At 37.2% G+C, this 16,155-nt stretch carries 13 protein-coding genes; 12 read left to right on the forward strand and 1 reads right to left on the reverse strand.

Going from position 1 to position 16,155, the window contains the following annotated elements; genetic code table 11:
* Nucleotides 1-9: 9 nt before the first annotated feature.
* Nucleotides 10-3,537 (reverse strand): histidine kinase N-terminal 7TM domain-containing protein, encoded by a 3,528-nt coding sequence (locus BUA11_RS05820; protein ID WP_342742943.1) that lies wholly within the window; start codon nucleotides 3,535-3,537, stop codon nucleotides 10-12.
* A gap of 141 nt (nucleotides 3,538-3,678) precedes the next feature.
* Between BUA11_RS05820 and BUA11_RS05825 the strand changes: the two genes are divergently transcribed.
* From BUA11_RS05825 to BUA11_RS05875, 12 genes are read left to right on the forward strand one after another with little or no spacing between them, the layout of a single operon-like run.
* Nucleotides 3,679-4,815, forward strand: a complete 1,137-nt coding sequence (locus tag BUA11_RS05825) for a sodium ion-translocating decarboxylase subunit beta (RefSeq protein WP_425432318.1) — start codon at nucleotides 3,679-3,681, stop codon at nucleotides 4,813-4,815.
* A gap of 37 nt (nucleotides 4,816-4,852) precedes the next feature.
* Nucleotides 4,853-5,005 (forward strand): hypothetical protein, encoded by a 153-nt coding sequence (locus tag BUA11_RS10335; protein ID WP_178137752.1) that lies wholly within the window; start codon nucleotides 4,853-4,855, stop codon nucleotides 5,003-5,005.
* Nucleotides 4,986-6,092 (forward strand): sensor domain-containing diguanylate cyclase, encoded by a 1,107-nt coding sequence (locus BUA11_RS05830; protein WP_245789561.1) that lies wholly within the window; start codon nucleotides 4,986-4,988, stop codon nucleotides 6,090-6,092. The genes BUA11_RS10335 and BUA11_RS05830 overlap by 20 nt, the downstream gene beginning before the upstream one ends.
* Before the next feature lie 26 nt (nucleotides 6,093-6,118).
* A complete protein-coding gene (locus BUA11_RS05835) occupies nucleotides 6,119-6,751 on the forward strand; it encodes a class I SAM-dependent methyltransferase (RefSeq protein ID WP_072759353.1) in 633 nt (210 codons plus the stop codon).
* Between the two features lie 45 nt (nucleotides 6,752-6,796).
* On the forward strand, nucleotides 6,797-7,480 hold the full coding sequence (locus BUA11_RS05840; RefSeq protein WP_072759355.1) for an energy-coupling factor ABC transporter ATP-binding protein: 684 nt from the start codon (nucleotides 6,797-6,799) through the stop codon (nucleotides 7,478-7,480).
* Between the two features lie 18 nt (nucleotides 7,481-7,498).
* Nucleotides 7,499-8,722, forward strand: coding sequence for a type II secretion system F family protein (locus BUA11_RS05845; protein WP_072759357.1), 1,224 nt, complete (start codon nucleotides 7,499-7,501; stop codon nucleotides 8,720-8,722).
* 56 nt (nucleotides 8,723-8,778) lie between these two features.
* The gene (locus tag BUA11_RS05850; protein WP_072759359.1) at nucleotides 8,779-9,120 is read left to right on the forward strand and encodes a hypothetical protein; all 342 of its coding nucleotides are present in this window, start codon (nucleotides 8,779-8,781) and stop codon (nucleotides 9,118-9,120) included.
* Nucleotides 9,120-10,037: a hypothetical protein gene (locus BUA11_RS05855; RefSeq protein WP_072759361.1), complete on the forward strand. Its 918-nt coding sequence runs from the start codon at nucleotides 9,120-9,122 to the stop codon at nucleotides 10,035-10,037. Before BUA11_RS05850 ends, BUA11_RS05855 begins: the two co-directional genes overlap by 1 nt.
* On the forward strand, nucleotides 10,009-10,569 hold the full coding sequence (locus BUA11_RS05860; RefSeq protein ID WP_072759363.1) for a hypothetical protein: 561 nt from the start codon (nucleotides 10,009-10,011) through the stop codon (nucleotides 10,567-10,569). Before BUA11_RS05855 ends, BUA11_RS05860 begins: the two co-directional genes overlap by 29 nt.
* Entirely contained in the window at nucleotides 10,566-10,991 is a 426-nt protein-coding gene (locus BUA11_RS05865) for a hypothetical protein (protein ID WP_072759365.1), read from the forward strand. The genes BUA11_RS05860 and BUA11_RS05865 overlap by 4 nt, the downstream gene beginning before the upstream one ends.
* Complete coding sequence (locus tag BUA11_RS05870) at nucleotides 10,978-11,544, forward strand: hypothetical protein (RefSeq protein ID WP_072759366.1); 567 nt, start codon at nucleotides 10,978-10,980, stop codon at nucleotides 11,542-11,544. Before BUA11_RS05865 ends, BUA11_RS05870 begins: the two co-directional genes overlap by 14 nt.
* Before the next feature lie 28 nt (nucleotides 11,545-11,572).
* Complete coding sequence (locus tag BUA11_RS05875) at nucleotides 11,573-16,063, forward strand: type II secretion system protein GspD (RefSeq protein WP_072759368.1); 4,491 nt, start codon at nucleotides 11,573-11,575, stop codon at nucleotides 16,061-16,063.
* The last annotated feature ends 92 nt before the right edge of the window (nucleotides 16,064-16,155 follow it).

Below are 16,155 nucleotides of genomic sequence, written 5' to 3' on the forward strand. Positions count from 1 at the left end.
TTGAGACTTCTAATTCCCAGAATTTCCGAAATTTTCGTCATAAAGTTTCTGTACGAATTCTATGTAGTTAGATAACTTTTCGATATTTGAAACATAATCAAAATCCGTTCTCTTTTCTTTCGCAGCTGATTCAATATCATAAGCCAGTTCACCGATTTCCGAGAAACCAAGAGAACGTGCAGCTCCTTTTATGCTGTGTGCTTCTATTCGTATAGTTTCAAAATCTCCAATTGAAAGTGCTTTTAAAGCCTTTTCTATGCCATTTTTAGAAGAAGAAATGAATGTCTCGAGGAGCTCTTTCTCAAATTCTTGCGTGAAACCATATTCACTCTCCGCACCTCTTATTTCATCTTTCAATTTATCAACAAAAGGTTCTCGTGTTTGTTCTTTAGCGCCTTGTTTTTTTCCTGTTTCTTGCAGTTCTTTACCTTCTAATGATGGTTTTGCCTGTCTTTCATCTTCTAATGGTTTTGCGAGGTGTGAACAGAATCTTTCGAGCACTCGCTCTATCTCCTCAGTCTTTATTGGCTTCACTACGTAGTCGTTCATTCCCGCAGAGAGAACCTCGTCTCGTATTGTTTTCAGAGCATGGGCTGTCAGAGCAACAATTGGGACTTCCAAATTGAACTGCCTGATCTTCTTAGTTGCCTCAATCCCGTCCATTTCAGGCATCAGGATATCCATGAATATTATGTCGTATGATTTTTTCATCGCCATTTCAACAGCTTCTTTTCCATTTAACGCAAAATCTGGCTCAATGCCGTACTTTTTAAATAGTTCTGTCACCAACAGCCTGTTAATCTCATAATCTTCAGCAACGAGTACATTAATGTTGTATTTTACTTTCTCCTTTCTTGCCACTCTCTCAGTTTTTTCCTTCCTAATACACTTTTGCAGTGTTAAATCAAAATAAAATGTGCTGCCTTTTCCTTCTTCGCTCTCTACATGTATCGTCGAACCCATGAGTTCTATCAATTGCTTGCTTATAGACAACCCGAGGCCCGTACCACCGTAACGACGTGTTATCGATACATCTGATTGTTCAAATGGTTCAAAGATCTTCTCAAGCCTTTCTTTTGGTATTCCAATGCCGGTATCTTTCACTAAAAACCTAATAGTTGCCTTTTCGGCGTTTTCTTCGAGTTTTTCAACCCTGATAGAAACACTACCACCTGCTTGCGTGAATTTAATGGCGTTGTTTATAAGATTAAATAGCACTTGCTGAAGCCTGACGCTGTCTAATACAAGGCAGTCTGGGATATTCTCGTCAATAAATACATTGTATCTTAGGTTCTTTTCTTTTGCTTTTGCCTCGTAGAGCGTTAAAGAACTTTGAAGTTCCATCTTCAAATTTGATTCAATATACTCGAGTTGTAGTCTTCCGCTCTCGATCTTTGCTAAGTCTAATATGTCGTTGATTACGCCTAAAAGTACCTCTGTGGATTTCAGGATAGTTGTGACGTACTTTCTTTGCTTTTCATCAAGGTTTGTTTCGGCAAGTAAATTGGTAAACCCAACAATTCCATTTAGCGGTGTACGTATCTCGTGACTCATGTTTGCCAGGAAAGTGGTTTTGGCTCTACTTGCTTCTTCTGCTTGACGTTTTGCATCTATCAACTCTTGTTCATATTTTTTCTTGGCTTCAGTGCTTGCTATCAGGGTTGATAGCAACTTAAATATGTTTCTTTCAATGGCATTCCAATCTTTTTTCTCTTTTGATACCGCACTTATGAAACCTATGACTTCATTTTCAAGTTTAATGGGGGTTATAAGTGCCGAAGCATTGTCGCCAAGAAGCCTTAAAGTGAGTTCATGCTTAGTGTTTTCTTTAGTAATTACATACTGCTCACCAGACAATAACTTACTGGTTCTTTCGCTTTCTGCCTCTGTGAGATTAAACTGAAAATTCGGACTTTCACTCTGAGAAGCTGAGTAAAACCATGAAGCGACAGAGAAAAAGCTTCCCTTTAGTTTATCAAAACTATAAACTCTAACTCGTGAAACACCAAGCTGCTTTGATAGATTTTTAATTGCTTTTGCAAGTTCTTCGTCCAATCTTTCGGCGGGGACGTTTATGAGGTTTAAAGCGAGATTCAAGATGATGCCTTGATATCTTGCCATCATCTTAATTGCTTCTTGGATGCTCTTTTGCCTTGTAACATCTTTTTGAATCGACAGTATCCCCTTCTTATTGTCCGGAAGGGGTATTGCTGTTTCATATAGCTCTATAAATCTTGGCTCACCATGCTTCCCAATGCTCCTGACGAAGTGCACTAATTGTTTACCTGATAATATTTCCTCTATATTTTTCTTAACTTTATCGCGATCTTCAACAGGTGCCAACATTGTTATACTTTTATTTATCAGTTCCTCTTTCGTGCGGCCGTGAATTCTGCAGAATTCTGGATTTACGTCTAAAATGTTGCCTTTTTCATCTTCAATTAATATGCCAACTGGCGCGAAATCAAAGAGCGTTCTGTATGTTCTATTTTCGAGCATTCTCAATTCTTCAGCCTTTCTTAAATCTGTTATTTCATGGAAGAACACAACTTTACCTATATCCTTACCTGCCCTGCTTTTTAATTCAGAAACCCATAGTTCAAAATATCTACCAAACTTTTCTATGACTCCGTGCCCTGTTTTAATAGCATCTAAACAGTCCTTCGAGAGCAATTTTTCAACAGGTTTGAAAAGAAAATCCTTGGTTTTATAAATCTGGCTGAAAGTATCTTCAAAATTTCTATTGATACTTATCACATATCCATCTTTGTCTATGACGAGAATCAAATCTTTTGAGGCATTGTATACTACATCTTTGATCTGACTTTCGATGTCCAGTCCGTGCAATCTTTGTGCCTCGTAGAGTATAATAATTATGCTTACCATTAAACCGAAAGGAGTAAGATCAATGTCTAAGTCAAATACGATATAGGCAAGACTTGCGAAGATCGGAATCAAAACTGCCGCCAAAAGGTGTATGAATGTTGTTTTTCTAAAAATACTCGCATATCTCTTTGCCATTTTTAGAAGGATAAAGTAGCTTGCAAATGCGATGATGTAGGAATATGTAATTTGTACATAGTAAAAAGGTCCACGAATAATGTAATGTTCGTTAACCAAGTATCCTTCTAAATAGAGGCGATGAAATTCGTTTGTCCAAACAAGCAATGTCGATAAAACAGGTATTATGAAAAGTAAGGCCAAATTCCTTTTCTTGATCTTTTTTCCAGCAAAATCTAAAACAAAACCATACCAAGCCAAAGATAAGTACGGTATAGCAAAATACTCTACCTTATACCATAAGAAAGCTACTGATGCGTTACCTGAAATAATATTAAGTGCTTCCATAGCATATGAAAAAGAGTAGAAACCAATCAACAACGATGCTATGCTTCCACTCCTCGAAATATTTTGCCCTCGATATCTCATAAATACGGAGATTGTTTGCAAAGAGATTATTGAGTTATATAGCAGCAAGAAGATAAAAACTACGGGAATATTTAAACTGCTAACTGAGTTTTGAATCACAATCCCCACCTCTTCACTTCATCTGTTTACATATATATTGACAATAATAAGAAGAAATTGACAATCTGTTACGATATATTTTAGTCATTTTTTTCAAACTATGTTATGGTAGAATATTTAATGGTTGCATACAGAATACGTTGCATGGGGGTGTTATTTTTGTCAAGTTTATTTCTTGGTATTACATCTGTCACAATTGGTAATGTTGTAATGATAGCGGTTGGTCTCACTCTAATATACTTAGCGATTTCTAAGGAATATGAACCAGCTCTGCTTCTCCCAATAGGATTTTCCACCGTCTTGGTTAACATACCACTTTCCTCAGTGCTGGATCAATGGATAGAAGGTGTACTCCATCGTGGGGTTCTAAGCATATTCTTTGACATAGGTATTATAACAGAAATTTTCCCACTTTTGATTTTTATTGCAGTCGGTGCCATGATAGATTTCGGTCCTCTTCTTGAACATCCGATAATGATTTTGTTTGGAGCCGCTGCACAATTTGGAATCTTTGCGACTATGGTTGTAGCCACGTTGCTCGGCTTTGATTTGAAACAAGCAGCATCGATAGGAATAATAGGAGCAGCAGACGGGCCTACTTCAATATATGTTGCAGGAAGGTTTGCAAGAGAACTCCTTGGTCCTATCTCTGTTGCGGCTTATTCTTATATGTCATTAGTCCCAATAATTCAACCACCGGTGATTAAAATGTTGACAACCAAGCAGGAAAGGGCGATAAAAATGCCGGCTAAGAGCTTGAAGATAAGTAAAAGAGCGAAAATCATTTTCCCAATAGCAGTGACGGTTATTTCAAGTTTAATTGCGCCGAATGCTGCTGCGCTGATTGGATTTTTGATGTTTGGCAATCTCCTCAGAGAATGTGGAGTGTTGAATTCAATAGCCAAGTCTGCGCAGAATGAATTAGCCAATATAGTTACCATTCTCCTTGGTCTATCGATCGGCTCGACCATGACTGCCGACAAGTTTTTGAGGCCACAGACACTTTACATTTTATTGTTGGGTCTTGTTGCATTTGTGTTTGACACGGCTGGTGGTGTTCTCTTTGCAAAGTTCTTGAATTTGTTTCTCAAGAATAAAATCAATCCAATGCTCGGTGCCGCTGGAATTTCAGCCTTCCCAATGTCTGCAAGAGTTATACACCAGCTTGGTAGGAAAGAGGATCCTACAAACTATTTGTTGATGCATGCTGTTGGCGCAAATGTTGCCGGACAGATTGGCTCAGTTTTAGCGGGAGGAGTTTTGATAACATTGATAAGTAACTTATAATGACTAAATGTGAGTGCGTCAGGGAGTTGGTGATATTATGAGTAAATTGGATAATTTTATTAAGGCTCTTCAAGTAGGTTTGACTGGCTATGTATCTCTGATAGTTGTATTATTCATATTCTTCATATTGGTAACTTTATTTGTAAAATTCACGTCAAGGGGTGATAAGAGTGATTCAAGCGAAAAATAAGACGCTTATCAAACAATCATACTCAGCTGAAATAAAAAACATGTTTCTGATGTTTAGTGAGTACTTGTTAAAAATAGCTACCGAGCGCGAGACCTCTCTTAAGAGGAAGGATTTTGAAGAGTTGTTAAAAATCGCTGTAGATAATCTTAGTTTTGTCGATAGCGGTAGTGTGCTTATGAGTGACGAAGACGGATATTTTTATTACGTTGCTGCTTATAATCATAGTTACGATATTTTGGATAAAATAAGATACTCACCCGAAGAAGTCTATATGAGGCGTTTTAAGAGGGTTTATGTTATGAAACACAGAATTGTTGATTTGCTGAAAAAACTTGCAGCAAAACTTGGTGAGGACGAAGAAGTAATTATTGAAAAATTCAAAGATAAAATAGAATCTATCAATAATATAAAGGCATTTATATCAATTCCAATCAGGTATCAAAGAAGGATAATCGGATTCTTCAATCTTGATACTTGGAACGATGAAGAGATTTTTGAAAAGACCGGTTTTGAAAGTGTTGCTGAAATGATTGGTGATTTGCTTTCAATAGCTGTAGAGCGCTTTGAATTGGTGAGAACGGTGAAAGAGAAGAACGTAGAAATCGACAGAATGAGACTGTTTGACAGTTTGACTTATCTTCCGAACAAGAAGTTCCTTGTCAATTATTTTGAAAAGTACTGTGAAATTTCAAAAAGGTTGTCGAGCAAACTCTATATGATTTGTTTTGATATAAAAGATTTGGAGACTATAAATCGTGTCTATGGTTTCGAAGTAGGAGATGAGGTGCTGAAGAAACTTTCCAAAACTTTGTCAAAGAGTATTCGACGAAGTGATGTCTTAGCCCGAGTAGGTGGAGATGAATTTGCGGTGCTGAGTTTGTCAAAAGAAGCGCCATTTGCCATACAAAAGAGAATTGAAGAAAACCTGGTTCAGCTTTCAAGAAAGTTAGGCGTTGAACTGAAGTTGCAGATGGGAATTGTCGAGTACGGAATAGATGGAAAAGATTTCGATTCTTTACTTACAAAAGCGCAGGAGAGAGCTTACAAAAAAGTTATAGAAATAAAAGAAACAACTCATACTGTTTGAGTTTTCAACACTTGGAGGGGTAAAGAATGTATAGTAGTTCATCAGAAAATAGAAATAATTCTTTCGAGCATTATTACACAGAAGAGCCAAGCACCGTATTGAAAGTTAAAGAAGTACAAGTAAAGCTAAGGAATGGGCATCTATACATATTTAAAAGTCCGTCTGGTGTCTACTCTTTTGGCGCGCTTGATAAAGCAACTGAAATACTCATAAATCACCATGCACCTGTCTTTGGAAAAGTTTTAGATATAGGTTGCGGGTACGGTGTCATTGGTATAATCATAAAAAAAGAGGAACCAAAAATAGAACTGTTTATGTCCGATATAAATAGGAGAGCAGTTGAGTTCGCAAAGATAAATGCAAAAGATAACAATATTGAAGCCGACATACGGCAAGGTAATTTGTACGAACCTTGGAATGATATGAAGTTTGATCATATTATTTCTAATCCACCTATAGTTGCAGGTAAGGAAGTTTGGATGAAGCTTATTGAAGGTGCGTTTGAACATTTGAATGCAGGCGGGACTCTCCAACTTGTGGCTTATCACAATAAAGGTGGAGAACGGATAAAGAAGTACATGAACGAAATCTTCGGCAATGCTGAAGACATCTGGAAAGAAGGAGGAATAAGGATATACATTTCGAAAAGGAATCAGTAATTTTTTTAGATACCAACTCTTTTGATCAAATGCGGAGTGATTTAAGTGCATGTAGAACTTAAGAATATATCTGTTGTATTCGAAAAGGGAACTGATGTTGAAAAGGCAGCTTTGGTAGACATTAATTTAGACTTTGACACAAATGAGACTATTCTTTTGGTTGGAAATACAGGTTCAGGAAAAACGACCCTTATATATCTTTTGGATTTGCTTATTAAACCTACTACTGGAATAATGCGTTACGATGGCTCTGACCCTTTTGAAAACCCATATAAGTACCGCAAGAAATTCGGTGTTTCATTTCAAATTCCTGAAAGGCAGTTTTTCAGCGAAACCGTCGAAGATGAAATTACATTTGCAGCGAAGAACTTTAACACTCCTTATGACAGACACAAGATTATAGAACTACTAAGCGTAGTCGGTCTACCAGAATCTATACTTAAACAATCACCCTTCAAACTCTCAGGCGGTGAGCAAAGAAAAGTCGCAATAGCTTCTATATTGTTACATGAACCTGAGTTCTTAATCTTCGATGAACCTACAGCAGGACTCGATTTGTTTGGAGTGTTAGCCGTTCGTGATATTCTCGAGAAGTTCAAAAAGCAAGGTAGAGGTTTTTTAATTACCACTCACGAACCTGAGCTTTTCACTGATTTGTGTGAAAGGACAATAGTGTTAGACAACGGCAGAATAATGCATCAAAATCTAAAACTTCGAGTTGTTAGATAGCTTTAGGGAGGTATACATTTGGTATTCGAATATAGAGGAATAGACAGGAGTGGTAAAAAGCTCAAAGGTGTAATTCAGGCAGATAGCTTTAAAGAGGCACTTGATAGATTAAAAGCACAAGGTGTGCTTGTTACTGACATTGTCGAGAAAAGTCAAAAAGCAGCAGCAATTAGTGTCGCGCGCAAAAGTGGTGGAAAGAAGCGAGTTTTTCAAGCCAAAATAAAGGATGTTGTGCTCTTTGCAAGACAGCTTGAGACGATGGTGTCAGCTGGCTTGAGACTTGTTGACGCTATAATGACACTGTCAGAGCAGGAAGTCTTTTCTAAAAAATTTAGAAATGCCCTAAGAGAAATAGCTTCGGATATGAAGGGCGGCATGTCATTTTCAGACGCACTAGAACGTCAAGGTATCTTTGACTCTATATTTATAAACATGGTACGTGCTGGTGAAGAAGGTGGAGTTTTAGATGTTACAATGAAAAAAGTTGCAAACTACTACGAAGGTGTTAACAGGCTGAGAGAGCAAGTGAAATCATCCATGGCTTACCCGATGTTCATTCTTGGATTTGCGGTTGCAGTTGTGATTGTTATATCAGTATTTATTCTGCCTAGACTTATCTCAGTCTTTGGCACAACCCCTCAAGGTGGAGTTCTTGGGATGCTTGTGAAGTTGAATCACATTTTCACAAATTACTGGTACATTTTGCTTCCAATAGTTATTGTTTTGGGTATAGGTTTGAAATTCTTCATGGACACGGTATACGGTACTTACGTTAAAGATTTTGTTGGCAACATGATACCTCCTATTCGAAAACTGAGACAGAAGATGGCAAATGAGAGATTCACGAGGACACTCGGAGTCTTAATAGGAAGTGGTGTTGCAATGGTAAATGCTCTTGACATGGCCGCTAAGGCTTCCAATAACCCGAGGTTTATAGCGATAATATCTAAGGTTACTGATGAAGTTAAGGCAGGAAGTGGCCTTAAAGAAGCTTTAAGGAAGACTAATATTTTTCCACAGATAGTTTATGAAATGGTTGGAACAGGTGAGCAAACTGGTCAGCTCGACACTGTGATGGAGAAGGTTGCCGATTTCTATGAAGAAGAGATACTATCTGACACAAAAAAGTTGGTCAGCCTTATAGAACCGATGATGATTGCATTCGTTGGTCTTTTTATTGCTTTTATCGCCTTTACTATGTACTCAACAATTTTCCAAATGCAAGGACAGTTTGGAAGATGAATGGAAGATGAGAATAGTTCGCAATGATGTAATAACACAAGTGGTGGGTGACCATAGTGAATATAGTCGAACTAAGCGTGGTCATTCTCATATTGGGGATGCTTTTTACTTTTTTCGTAACAACATTTCTTAATGCAGCAGACATTGATTTATCGAACCAATATGTCGAAACAGCTGTCTACTCTGGATTATGGAAGGGAGAATTGCAGAAAACATATAAATCTAATGAATGCTTGGTTATCTCCACGAGCATGTTTTCTTTTATGCGACCTACCGAACCAACTCTTTCGAACCTCATAGTTATGTCTTTCAAGTGGGTAAGGTCAGATACTTACAACTCTATTGCAGTAGAGCCCATATTTTTGAGTATCTCAAGTAACTCTTCGGGGGTGAAATAGTGGGACTGTTCCGAAAACGAGTAGTTGCGTACAACATAAGTGAGAATTCGAAAAGAACAATTTTAGGTTTCGTACGTTATGGAAAAATCAAAATAAGAGGTTATCACCAAGGAATTGTGCCACCAGATCCTGAAGATCTTATAGTAATGAATATTCCATGGGATATAATTCAAACTCTATTTTTGGAATTGCCACCTGTCAAAAAAACTAATGATATGATAAGAGCAGCTGAGTATGAGGTCAGAAGAGCAACAGGAATAGAAGAAGATATTACTGTCGGTTGCGTATGTCCTTATTTTGCAAAGAGCTTTGTTGTGTTTGTTAAGAACGCTGATTTTAAGAGGTTTTTGGATTTAAACAGCATTGGCTTTGTCCCTGACGTAGCATATCCGAATATACTTGCTGAGCTTCTGCTTATAAAAAAATTACCTGGTTATTGGGTTTATATAGTTATAGGTGAGACATCTTCGGGGATAGTGGTGATGAATGGTAATTCGATACTGAATATGAGAATGATAGATATTACTGTGAGTGAAGTGAGCCATATAGTTAAAGAAGAGACTGGTTTTGAACTGTACGAAATAGAGAGTAGCGGAAACGAAGAATTGTTGGAGAGCGCAAGAAAAATAGTTGAGGCGATAAGTGACGATATAATGGGAATTTTAGAAAGAGAAATTACAATATCTGTGAATACAACCGAGATTGAGAAAATCACATTGGATAGAATTACAGGTTTTAGTATTTTATGTGATTCATCAATAGTTAAGAGTTTGGTAGTTCATTCACAGAGCGAAACAATTAAGTACGTTGAACCGGTATTTAATGTTCATCCAAAAAGCCCCATTAGACTTTCGGAATACGGGCTTCTTTACAGAGGAGGTATAGAGCTTGGAAAGGTTAAATCTATCACCTGGTAGGAGAAAGGTACTCAAACTTGAAACTTTTTTAATTGTATTAATGATTAGTCTCTTACCATCAATTTCTATCTTTCTATTCTCAAATCAGTGGAAAGTAATGCAAGCCGAGAAGCTACTGAAGAATAACCCAATAGTTTTTAATAATATTACCAATTTTGATTATGAAAGCCTCCCAAACCAAGTTCAGATGCTCAAGCTTTCTTTTCAGAAAAAAGCCACAGATTTAGAGATTGCAAATAACTCAATACGTACATATGTCACTGATAGTTTCAAGAGTTTTTTCTTTGTGAAATACATACTAACGCAGCTCATTAACAATCCAAACCAAGTATACGTAACCAAAATAATATACGACGGCACGACTTTTTATGTGGATTTTTATGAGTATGGTATCGAAACGAAGGTTTCTACATCAACAATTTATAATGAACTTTCAAAGTTTTACAACAATGTGTCGGTAAATCTTGTTGAAGAGAGGAATTTCATTTCCAATATCAAATATTATCGTTACAGTTTGGGAGGGATGAAATGAATAAAGTAGTTATAGATAAAAGAATAGCAGAAGTTGTGGTTCTGCTCATACTTGTTGTTTCGGTCGCACTAAGCTTTTTGAATTTCCAAAGGTCAGTTAAATCTTATGTAGATAACTTGAAAGGCGAGATAGAAAGCACTAATAGTGTCTATCAGAAGTTAAGTATGCTGAATAAAGAATCAGAAATTCTTGCGAGTTTCAAGAAGGAAGTAGAGAACGTTCCTTCGATTATTGTTGAAAAGTATGTTACAGATTCTGAGCTTCTTAAAATCTTGTCCGAATTGTTTAACAGGAAGATTTTGAGAATAGATTATCTTTATGTCAGTTCTGATCTTCAATCGCCACTTATTTTTGTTGAAACCCCTACCGTTTATCAAGTTAAGATAATTGCGGGTGGGGGTGAATACGTTGGCAATCAATAAGCGCATGGTTATATTAATTATCATACTTGTTGTAGTCTGGGCGGTTGCTATACTTGTTTTAATTAGGATGAATTCACCAAAACCGGCAGCCGTTGTAAGTCCTGTTTCAAATCAGACTGCTCAGACTGTGCCAGCCTCTGCACCAGCTTCTGCTCCTCAACGGCAGCAAGGCGCAACTGCGTCATTGAGTCTCACGGTAATGGAAATCGAAAATCAGTTATCTAAGCTTTCAGACATTAGAATTGAAGAGGATTCGAAAAAGAATTTATTCTCTCCGTACTTAGTTAAGATTGATGCCTCAATACTGGAAACTAACTATGTCGAAGATATTTCATCGCCAGAATTTCAATACCACGGTTATATGAGTTTCAATACAGGCAAGAAGGAGATTAAAAAATTATTCATTCGAGCAGGGAGTGTAATTAAGAGCTACGACGAGAATGAGTTGATAGAAGAAAGATACAAATCGATAGTTGTAAAACCAACAATCCTTGTTGTTTTGGATACTCAGGACGGAAAGATAAAGATGTTGAAATATATAGGTAGCCAGTGATACGGCCTATTAAAATGGGGGGATAAAGGTGAAAAAGTTGAACACTATGGCTTTGGTGTTTTTCTTAATTTTCATCTCAGAATTTTTATTTGGTTCATTAATTGATATTAATTTCACTACAACCGCAAATCAGGTTGTGGTTACACTTACATTTAATAAATCACCTAAGATTGTATATTTTGGAAAGAACGAGAGTAAGACCGTTCATTATTTTTTGATAGATGAAGCTGTATACTCCTCTGCTTATCTCCCAGTTTCTTCTGGAAGTGTTGAAGGTGTCCATGTGATACCTATTGATGGAAAGCTCAATCTTTTTATTTATACACTTAGTCCAGTAAACTCGAGTGTAGACACATCTGGCACAAAAATTTACATTAGATTTCCTATAAGCATGTCAAGTAAAAGAATCAGCGGAAGCTTCATCGGGTTAAAAACGGAGCTCTTTTTTAAAGAATTCGCAGACTTCTTCGGCCTGAAAACTGTTGTCTATGATAGTGCAAAAGGCAAAGATTTAAATATGAAATTCAATAATTCAACAGTTGAAGATGCTATAAGAGGAATACTTACTACGACAGGTTTATCTTACGCATATTCGTCAGAAGGGACGCTGTATTTCGGTTCTTCAGAAGAAATCTCAAAAAACTTTGCCGCCTTCTGGCAAATTTACGATGGACAAGTTGATTCTGAGAAACTGCGAGCTGTACTCGGTACAGGTGCTTATGCTGCATATTCAAAAGACAAGTCAAAGCTATTTGTATACGGCGGTGTGCGTGAGTACAGGTTATTGACAGAGGCTTTAATACCGACCACGAAGATAAGTTGGTACTACATTCCATACACTGCAAGCGATCAGGAAATAGATGATTATATGAAAAGGCTGTCTCAGATATACGATATAAAATACGTCATTCTACCAAGTCAGAAAAGCGTAGCAGTTTATGGAGCCGATGTTAAACAAGTTGAGGAACTTGTAAGATCATACAAGCCTGTTGTGAAAGAGGAAAAGGTAAATTACGTACCCGTTCAGGTTAATTATCCAATAAGAGTTGCAAACGCATTCAAAATGCTTTATCCTGAGTTTGAACCCAAAGTCGTGGGAAGTTTCGTTTATGTTCCTGCGGGATATGAAAAAACCATCCAAACTCTGTCGGCTGACCCTACAATAGGGAATCCCTGGAGACTGGTCTTTGACGATGTTCCCGAAGATGTAGTAAGAAGAGCAATTTCATACTTCGAGATAAAGGATGAAGATTATTCACTCCAGTCTTCGGACGGGAGAGTTTTCATAACTATCTTCGTTAACGAAACGATCTACAAGAGGTTTATGCAATTTGTTGATCTTGCTGGTGATGCAAGAGATATTGTTAGAGTAGATAATGAATTTTTGAAAAAATTCAACGTTACTGTTCTTCAAACCTTCTCTGATGGTACGAAACTTGTGAGCGGTAGAATTGATGAGATTCAAAGGTTGAAGAAAGCTATTGCTGAGAATATTGTTAACCTTGTCATTAAGATAACTCCAGAAGATCCGTCTGCAGAAGTACTAACAAAGATAACAGGCTATCCGACAACCATATCAGACGGTTATTTGATCGTCACAGTGAACAAATTCGAAGAGGACAGCGTAAAGAAAAGCATTGATAACATAAGAAAATTATACGGAAAAGAAATAGTCGTAGTTCAAGATCAGTACAGTCCAGATGCGAAAAAATTGGTTGAAGAGATATATGGAGTAAGAACGTTCGGAATAGATGGTCAACTGGTACTATATGGTCCTCAAGCAAGTGCTGCAAAGGGTTTTCTTGAGAAATTTTCAAGTCAGCAACAGATAGTGAGAGTTGCTCAGGTTGAATCTAACGCAAAGAGCATGGTAGAGGAGCTATTTAACGTCAAAATCTACAATGTTGGCGATACATCATATGTAGTAGGTAGAGAAAGTGATGTACTAAAAGCTCAGCAGTACATTCAGACACTTAGCAGCACAGTTGTAGAACCTATTGCAAAACTTACTCAAACTCACATAGACTACATCAAGAAAGTTTATAACGTAAACATTGAATATTTCGGAGACATAAATAAAGCTTACGTTGTTGGTTCAAGCGATAACGTTCTTCGCGCAGCTGCGTATTTGAAATCCCTCAATTACACAACTTTCGTTGATTCAGTCAAGGTTCAAAATAATATGAAGAAGGAAGACATAGAAAAATTGGCGAGGATTATAGGTTTAACCATTGAGACTGAACAAATAGGCGATACTGTTTACTTAAAAGGTCAAGAAAGTGATATTAAGAGATTGAAAAATGAGATTCAGAAGCTTATGATAACACCTGCGCTGAGGTATGAAGTTTTAGCTTACGCAGACGAATTAGATAGTGTTGTAAAAACACTGTATAAAGTAGATACTTACAAAGTTCCACAGGGATACGTTATTTATGGTACGGACGAACAAATTAACTCTGTCAAATCATTCATCTCAAACTTTGCGGATACTCAAAAAAGATACGCACTTTTGAATTATGCCGATGAGTTAGATTCTCTCATAAAGACACTTTACGGTGTTCAAACGATGAAAACTGCTCTCGGATACTTCGTTATAGGCTCTGCAAATCAGATTAACGATGTCAGAAATTTCGTTTCTCAATTCTCCGAAGAAAAGAGAGCGTTACGAAGTCTTTATACTCAGCTTGAGTCGAAAGATATAGAAACGGTAATTTCGGTCTTTGATCCAAATGTAAAATATTTCAGAGTTGGTGAGAAATTGTACCTTGTAGGAAAAGAGGAAAGCTTAGAGAAAATAACCTCAGAGATAACGCAATTCAAAAAGGATGGAGAGTACAACTTCGTTGGCGACAATTTGCTTGTTGACGTTAAAACCAAGAAGATGTCTGATCTAATTTTAGAAGTTTCAAAATTGCTCTCAGAGCAAGTACTGCTTAAAGATGATATCCAAACATCAGTATCATTAAGAATCTTAATACCGAGCATCGATGTGCTTTTTGAAAGATTGAAAGAGTATGGGATTGATTACGAACTCAAAGATGGAGTATACATAATCTCTGTAGCGATTCATAGGCAGTCTGTTATTCCAGCAGGTACTCAGGCTGGTACTCCAACAGCAATCCAGCAGGAAGAAGTTTCTGTGAACAATGGTTTGATAAGCATAAATGCAACGAATAAGAACGTCGGCGAAATTATATCGCAAGTGTTATCAAAACTTGGAAAATCTTACAAAATGGAGAATGTACAGACAATGGTCTATTCTATTTATCTTAAAGATGTAGACTATGAGACATTTAAAAGAGTATTCTCGGAGTTTGCTGATATAAAAGAGTTTGGGAATATCATTTACGTGTCGCCCGTAAAGAAAGTTATCGATGAAAAGGTATTTGTAAAAGATGGACGAATTAGTGTGAAAGTGGAGAATGAACCGATTGCCAATGTTATAAGAAACGTTTTTGAAAGTTTAGGTTATTCCGTTGTATTTTCCAAACCAATCAATGTGAATGCTACAATGTCAATTGCTGATGTTGATTTTGAATCTTTCACCTCGATTATACTGAATTATGGTATATCGATTAAGAGAACAGGAAATATCTATGTTGTCGACACGACTCCGGAGGCGACGAAAGTAAGGACGACATACACTTTCAACGTTACTCGCGGTGCAGATAAGGTTAAGGAACTGATAGAATTTTACGGCGGAAAGGCTCTTGTTAATACTGATGCAGGTTTAATAATCGCGTATGATCTTGATCCAAAAAATGTTGACGACATTAACAGAGTGATAGACAAAGTTTCAAAGGTTAAGGCAGTTTCAATTGAAGCAAAAGTTGTGGACGAGTCACTTTTGAGCAGCTTAGGCTTCGACATGTCACTCCTCTTAAAATCTGCTGATTACATATCTATAGGAACAGGCGGCCTGAGCCTAAAGTTCAAAATCACAGACTTTATGGATATTCAAGAACTATGGAACAAGATTTTGGATAACGCCGAGATTTCTTTTGAAACTTCCGGTGCCGAAATCGTTACACCTAAAGCGACATCTGGCAGGGGAAAACTTTTGGCAAGCCCCAACATTATGGCAAAAAGCGGTGATAATGCGCGGATATTTATAGGTGATTCCATACCAGTAAAATTGACAAAAAGAACAGAGCAGGGAACTACCGAAGAAATAATGAACCTCGAAACCGGTATTGAATTAAATATCGTACCGTTTGTGAACCCAGATAACACCATTGATATCAACCTGAAAACAGCTGTTGGTAATTTTGACTATTCCGTTGTAATCGGCGGCTTGCCGAAGAGCAATAAAAGAGAAGTGGAAACGAAGATAACGCTGAAAGACGGACAGACTTTAATCATCGGTGGCCTTGCAAGGGAAGAGATGAGCAAATCAGAATGGAAAATTCCAATTTTGGGTGATTTACCGATAATCGGTTGGCTTTTCAGAGGTGTTAAGGAAAGCACAGAGCAGAGAAATATTGTAATATTCTTGACGGCAAAGATAGTGGAACAATGAAGATATTTCGCTGAATAGTCATAAGTCTCCCACTGAAGTGTGGGAGACTTTTGTTTTATAATACTATCTGTGCTATAATTTAACAAGAATTC

Source organism: Fervidobacterium gondwanense DSM 13020 (assembly GCF_900143265.1).
Classification (GTDB): domain Bacteria; phylum Thermotogota; class Thermotogae; order Thermotogales; family Fervidobacteriaceae; genus Fervidobacterium; species Fervidobacterium gondwanense.

Bases quoted from the DNA above. Each gene is read 5' to 3' on its own strand.
- BUA11_RS10335 (WP_178137752.1), top strand. From the start codon at position 4,853: ATGAGTAAATTGGATAATTTTATTAAGGCTCTTCAAGTAGGTTTGACT.
- BUA11_RS05835 (WP_072759353.1), top strand. From the start codon at position 6,119: ATGTATAGTAGTTCATCAGAAAATAGAAATAATTCTTTCGAGCATTAT.
- BUA11_RS05865 (WP_072759365.1), top strand. From the start codon at position 10,566: ATGAATAAAGTAGTTATAGATAAAAGAATAGCAGAAGTTGTGGTTCTG.